Source organism: Nostoc sp. CHAB 5715 (assembly GCF_020829685.1).
Classification (GTDB): domain Bacteria; phylum Cyanobacteriota; class Cyanobacteriia; order Cyanobacteriales; family Nostocaceae; genus Nostoc.
In genome coordinates, this window is the sequence record NZ_JAIVFR010000427.1 from 1 (window position 1) to 6074 (window position 6074).

Consider the following 6074-nt stretch of genomic DNA (forward strand, 5'->3'; position numbering starts at 1 on the left):
ACAAATTTAAAAAGCAATAGGCTAGGACTTACGCATTGACAAGAAATACCATATATGGAGAAGTTTAAAAACCACATCTTTCGTAAGGGCACAGCAAAGTTCATTGGTGTCAACTTAAGCTAGAAATAGCTTAAATCAGTCAACAATTATAACTGATAACTGATAACTCTTGGCTGACTCACCCGCCTGGAACTAAAGTTCAAGACTAATAGCTAAAGTAGTTTCCGGGTCAAAAAAGTGAATTTTCTCTGGAGTCAGAGATAACCATAGTTGCTCACCAGCTTGTACAAATCGGTCTGGTGGTATTCGCACTTGTAAGTAATTGGTAGTGGCTCTTTGAGATCCCGGTTCGGCAATCTTAACAGAGAGAAAGGAATCGTTACCGAGATTCTCTACCAAATCTACTTGCACTGGTAGATTTTTGGTGGCGGGCATACTCAAGTTCAAATGTTCTGGACGAATGCCTAAAATTAGAGTTTTCCGATTATATTTTTGTAAAGCTCTTCCCCAAACTTCTGGGAGGGTGAAACGAAACTGGGAATGAGTAATCAACTGTGGGGCATGAAATTCTACAGGAATAAAATTCATCGGTGGTGAACCAATGAACTCTGCGACAAAAAGGTTGGCAGGGCGGTTGTAAAGTTCTAGGGGAGAAGCAACTTGCTGAATTTTACCCTCAGACATAATCGCAATGCGATCGCCCATTGTCATCGCTTCTGTTTGATCGTGGGTAACGTAAATTGTCGTTGTCCCCAGTTGGCGCTGCAATTTGACAATTTGAGCGCGGGTTTCTGCTCGCAGTTTGGCATCTAAGTTAGAAAGCGGTTCATCCATTAAGAATACTTGGGGGTCACGCGCGATCGCTCGTCCCAATGCAACCCGTTGTCTTTGTCCCCCAGATAGCTGTTTGGGTAAGCGATTCAGCAATGTTTCGATTTGCAACAGTTGAGCAACACTACGCACCTGTTCATCCACCGCCCGTTCTTTGTCAGAAATGTAGCGCAGTCCTTTAGGTAAATTTCTGGTCGCACCCACAAAAAGATTTTCTGTCCACGTCCGAAGATAAGGGGATGAGGGGGATGAGGGGGATGAGGGAGTAATTTCTTCCTCTGCTCTCCCAAAGCGGCGGCGTAACCCAAAGGCGATGTTGTCGTACACCGTCATGTGGGGATAGAGGGCGTAATTTTGAAACACCATTGCGATGTCGCGTTCTTTGGGTGGTAGGTCATTGATCAAGCGATCGCCTATCCAGATATTACCGCCAGTCATCACTTCCAAACCAGCGATTAAGCGTAGCAGGGTACTTTTACCACAACCAGAAGGGCCCACCAGCACCATAAACTCACCATCTGCGATCGTCAGGTTAATCCGCCGCAAAACGTTAACACTTCCCGCTCGTTCTTGCGCTGCATCAGTTTTCTCCTCAGACGTGAGGGAGGATTGGTTTTGTGAGGTCACACCTTCCCCTTTACGCGGGGAAAAACTTTTATAAACGTTTTCTAAAATAACTTGAGACACAACTAATTATTGTCATTGGGGATTGGGCATTGGGCATGGGGCATTGGACTAATGACCAATGACTGATGACCAATGACTGTTTAGCGCCAATCATAATACACGTTTTATGTAAATACGAAAAGTTAAAAAAACAGCTTGCACCATCAAAAGCAAACTATCCTGAATTTTAGGGCTATCAGGAGGTGTTGTTATGACTACCAATGTACCTAAAAATCTTTCCCAAGACCCAAGCATTAACCCTGTCCATGACATTGTAGACGGACAAACCACAGATTGTTGCATTGTGGGTGGAGGCCCGGCAGGAGCAGTTTTGGCATTGTTGTTAGCGCGTCAAGGCATTTCGGTGATGCTGCTGGAAGCACACAAAGACTTCGATCGCGACTTTCGCGGCGATACGATTCATCCGTCGGTGATGGAAATTATGGAAGAATTGGGACTTAGCGATCGCTTGCTAAAACTCCCCCATGCCAAAATGCGCCAAATTAGGTTTAAAACTCCTCAAGATACTGTCACATTGGCAGATTTTAGTCATTTGAAAACCCATTACCCCTACATTACAATGCTTCCCCAAATAAAATTCCTGGAGTTCATCACCCAAGAAGCACAAAAATATCCTAGTTTCCATCTGGTAATGGGTGCGAATGTGCAGGAATTAATTACGGAAAATGGCGTAATTCAAGGTGTCCGCTATCGGGGAGGCGGTGGTTGGCATGAAATCCGGGCAATAGTAACAGTGGGTGCAGATGGTCGCCACTCACGTTTACGCCACTTGGGTGAGTTTGAATCAATCGAAACCTCTCCGCCAATGGATGTCCTCTGGTTCCGCCTACCGCGTCAGCTAGAAGACCCAGAGGGGGGAATGGGGCGCTTTGGTCAAGGTAAAATCATTGCCATGCTTGACCGTGGTGATGAGTGGCAAGTTGCCTATGTTATTCATAAAGGAGGCTATCAACAACTACGGGCTGCGGGTTTGGAGGAATTAAAAAAATCTGTTGTCGAAGTAGTGCCGGAATTCCAGCAACGCATCCAAAATTTACATGATTGGTCACAAATAGCTTTTCTCTCAGTGGAGTCCAGCCGCGTCAAACGCTGGTATCGTCCGGGACTGCTACTCATTGGTGATGCTGCCCATATAATGTCCCCCGTCGGTGGAGTTGGCATTAATTACGCAATTCAAGATGCTGTAGTCGCGGCGAATGTACTCAGCAAACCGCTCAAAAACGGACAAGTACAACTTAGCGATCTAGCAAAAGTACAGCGTCAACGCGAGTTGCCCATACGCATCATTCAGGCGTTTCAAACTTTTATCCAAAAGCGGGTATTTGCCCCGGTTCTCACCTCAAATCGCACCTTTGTACCACCTGCGTTTTTGCGCTTACCCATCTTGCGTGATCTTCCAGGTAGGTTGATTGCCTTGGGTGTTTTTCCAGTTCACGTTAAGACTTAATTTTTGCCAAAATTTTTTCTATTTAATGAATGGATGGTACAATTATACTACTCCAGATAGAATTCAATGCTCATTTAGTCAGGCGAGGGTGGCGGGCGGCATACTCAATGCTGTTCAAAGCGATCGCTTGGCTTTTATGCTAGAAATAAAAAACTCAGAGTGGAAAAATTCAGCACCCAGGAGTCAGAAATCAGAATTGATAAGGAGTCTAGTATGATTGGTATATTCATTCATCGAAAGCGGCGGGAAACTCCAGAGAGCAAGTGGCGTGGAGAGGGACAGCCGCCCCGCCGCTTGGGGCATTGGGCATAGGGGAGGCAGTGCGGTCTTGGGGTTTCCCCAAGTGGAGCAACTGCCGTCATTGGTAATTTCTTCCCCATACCCTATGCCCCATTCCCCATATTCCCCATGCCCAAAAACTCCATCCCGCAAGTGGCGTGGAGTTTTTCATCAAGTGTTCTCCTGAATTCTGATCTAAGAGTAGATGTAGAAAATTTGTTCAAATATTATTAAAAAATGCAAAAGATTAAACCTATCTAAATATTAATTGGCACTACATAGAAAAACCTTCTCTTTTTGAATCAGTACTTTTTGCAGTCAGGAGTAATTTTAATGAACAGCTGCGTTTTGATGGCAGAAATTATTAACGAGCCGCAACTCCGTTATACAGCAGATAATCTGGGAGTCACGGAAATGCTAGTGCAGTTTCCCAATTCCCAGAAACCAGAAGATCCGCCAGCCACCCTGAAGGTAGTGGGCTGGGGGAATTTAGCGACAGAAATTCAGCAAAACTACCACCAAGGCGATCGCGTCATCCTGGTAGGACGTTTAAGCATGAATACTGTTGAACGTCAAGAAGGTTTTAAAGAAAAACGCGCTGAATTGACAGTACAACAAATTCAATCTGTTGGAGGTAGTTTTAATACTGATCCATTACCCTCAGCAACCGTAACTCCATCATTTACTGAAACTGCTCCACGACAACCATCAGCATCTCGTCCTCCACAGAAAGACGTTAGCAGTTACGAGTCACCACGTCCAGCACCTACCCCAGCTACAAATCCTGTTGCTGTTACTCCCCAAGCGACAAGTTACGAACCCGTACCCCAACCAACAAATTATGAGGGAACCACTTATCCAGCAGTGAAAGAGCAAGAACCGGATCCAGATGATATTCCTTTCTAAAGTTCGTAGTTGAGCGTGTATTCAATTTGCTTACATACTTAGCTAAAACAGCAAGAAGCCTCACGTCCTACCCGAAGGGAGGCGTGAGACGGCAGTTGCTTCAAGTCTGGCGACCGAACGCACTGCCTCATGAATTGCGAGCGAATTGACGACAGTCCTCTGACCAATGCCGTAGGCGAGGGAAGATGGCATGGAGGTGCAGGAGCAAAATATTTCATAAATTTGATAGAATAGATTTGGTTAAGTTCACCCTATTGGTGTCTGATAAGCCTCTGTCCAGTAGCATTGCGATTATTGGTAAGCGACTCCGTTGCACAGCATAGAAGTAAGTAGGCACATCTTGATTAATACAAATCACCTCCGGGGTTTGTCCTATAGCGCGAAAAGATGCAGCATCTCATCCAGGACAGTAAAATTTGTAGGGTACAAGGTAAGAAATTTACAGTCTGCGGTAGGGCATTCCGTGGACTTAAAACAAAGCTCAACGCCTCCGAAGCAATAGCTGGATTGGTTGAGAAGCCCACACTGTATGCTTGCATGCCTTGTGGGAGTATGTCACCAAAAAGCATTACGATTAATAATTTTAGAAATAGCTATCCTTGAGGATGTGCTATTTTTTTGTCTACGTTGACGCTTTGCATCTTGTTGTGAGACATCGCTTAGTTTAGCTAAAAATATAACAAAATATGTTTTTACACATTTGGGATGCTCCCAATGTTTCTGGAGGGCAGAAGCAGCGATTAGCGATCGCTAAGGCAGTAACTACGATGCTATTTTTTACCCACAAGAAAAAGCGATCGCTCCCCACAAAATCAACTCAAAGAATCTGGATCTATCCCCAAACTTCGCAATTCTTCTGCTAGCCTTTGAGTGCGTTGTTCAGCAGTGGTAGCACGTTGTTCGGCGACTGTAGCCCGTTCTTCTGGTGTTAAATATCTGACTCCTTGTTTGTCATACCAATACAACCAATCCCGCGTAATTCCCTGATAGGTTCCCCGTTCATAACCAATTGCTAAACCTATCTCTGATAACCAAACGAGATTTCCTGGCTGCAATACATATTCACCATTTACAAAGCGATAAACCTCTAAAGGTGGTTTTCTCCGGCGTTGGGGATTGTAAACAACATAATACAAAATCTCCATATCCGCATAAAGTTTCTTTTTGCTGGTGTATTCCCCACGCCGTCTGTGAGAAACAACTTCTAATGCCATAATCGGCATCACCTTTTCTTCCCACAACACATAACTTAAACGCAAGTTCTCATCAAAAACTCGTTCGACTCCTAAACTTAAAAATCCATCAGGCACAATCGGCGGTAATTCGGGATCGTAATATATCCCCATATCAACGCCAAAAAACCAATCCATCCGGCTTGTCCACAGCCAAGCTAAGATGGCTTCTAGCAAGCCAGGAATCAAATGTTGTAGTTGATTATCCACAGGTTCATCGTCAGAATCGGGCAGATCCTCGGCGGAAGGTAAGCAGTGCAATGGGTTGTAATTTAACATGGTGGATAAGACGCAAACTTATAATATTGATGATATCTATCCACCTCAGACTTTTTATTGCGATAATTCCCAAGGGGGACGCGCTCTCCACTGGTCAGTTAAAGGGGGATAGATGACACTCAAGCGATTGGTTTTAATTTTTATACTAACGCCGATAGCAGTTCTGTTGGCAGTTTCGGCTTTATTCGGTAGTTGGCAAGAACCTCAGTTCCAAAGTCGCCTAGAACTCTACCAAACCAATATTGCTCTACAAGCCCAAGCTTGGCAATCAGAAGATAGCAGCGATGGCAGTCTCCAGGCGATTCAGAAAGCAATACTTGGTGAGCAACCCCTGGAGGGCGCCACAAAGCAGTATCAAGAGGCGCGTCAATCAGTTGAAGCTAATTTAGACACAGTTAACAACAAACTTGCAC

The 6074-nt window shown here is 44.8% G+C and carries 5 protein-coding genes and 1 pseudogene; 3 read left to right on the top strand and 3 right to left on the bottom strand.

Annotated features, from left to right (window positions below; translation table 11 throughout):
- Positions 1 to 192: 192 nt before the first annotated feature.
- Positions 193 to 1518: an ABC transporter ATP-binding protein gene (locus LC574_RS22130; protein WP_368736719.1), complete on the bottom strand. Its 1326-nt coding sequence runs from the start codon at positions 1516 to 1518 to the stop codon at positions 193 to 195.
- Positions 1519 to 1708: 190 nt separating this feature from the next.
- On the opposite strand from LC574_RS22130, the gene LC574_RS22135 reads away from it, so the two are divergent.
- Entirely contained in the window at positions 1709 to 2965 is a 1257-nt protein-coding gene (locus LC574_RS22135) for an FAD-dependent oxidoreductase (RefSeq protein ID WP_229455654.1), read from the top strand.
- Between the two features lie 230 nt (positions 2966 to 3195).
- On the opposite strand, the gene LC574_RS22140 is transcribed toward LC574_RS22135, so the two are convergent.
- A complete protein-coding gene (locus LC574_RS22140) occupies positions 3196 to 3345 on the bottom strand; it encodes a hypothetical protein (protein WP_229455655.1) in 150 nt (49 codons plus the stop codon).
- A gap of 232 nt (positions 3346 to 3577) precedes the next feature.
- On the opposite strand from LC574_RS22140, the gene LC574_RS22145 reads away from it, so the two are divergent.
- On the top strand, positions 3578 to 4150 hold the full coding sequence (locus tag LC574_RS22145; protein WP_229455656.1) for a single-stranded DNA-binding protein: 573 nt from the start codon (positions 3578 to 3580) through the stop codon (positions 4148 to 4150).
- 812 nt (positions 4151 to 4962) lie between these two features.
- Here LC574_RS22145 and LC574_RS22150 read toward each other — a convergent pair.
- Positions 4963 to 5661 (bottom strand): Uma2 family endonuclease, encoded by a 699-nt coding sequence (locus tag LC574_RS22150; RefSeq protein ID WP_229455657.1) that lies wholly within the window; start codon positions 5659 to 5661, stop codon positions 4963 to 4965.
- Positions 5662 to 5773: 112 nt separating this feature from the next.
- Between LC574_RS22150 and LC574_RS22155 the strand changes: the two are divergent.
- Positions 5774 to 6074 (top strand): annotated as a pseudogene (locus tag LC574_RS22155) (CPBP family intramembrane glutamate endopeptidase); the annotation flags it as partial.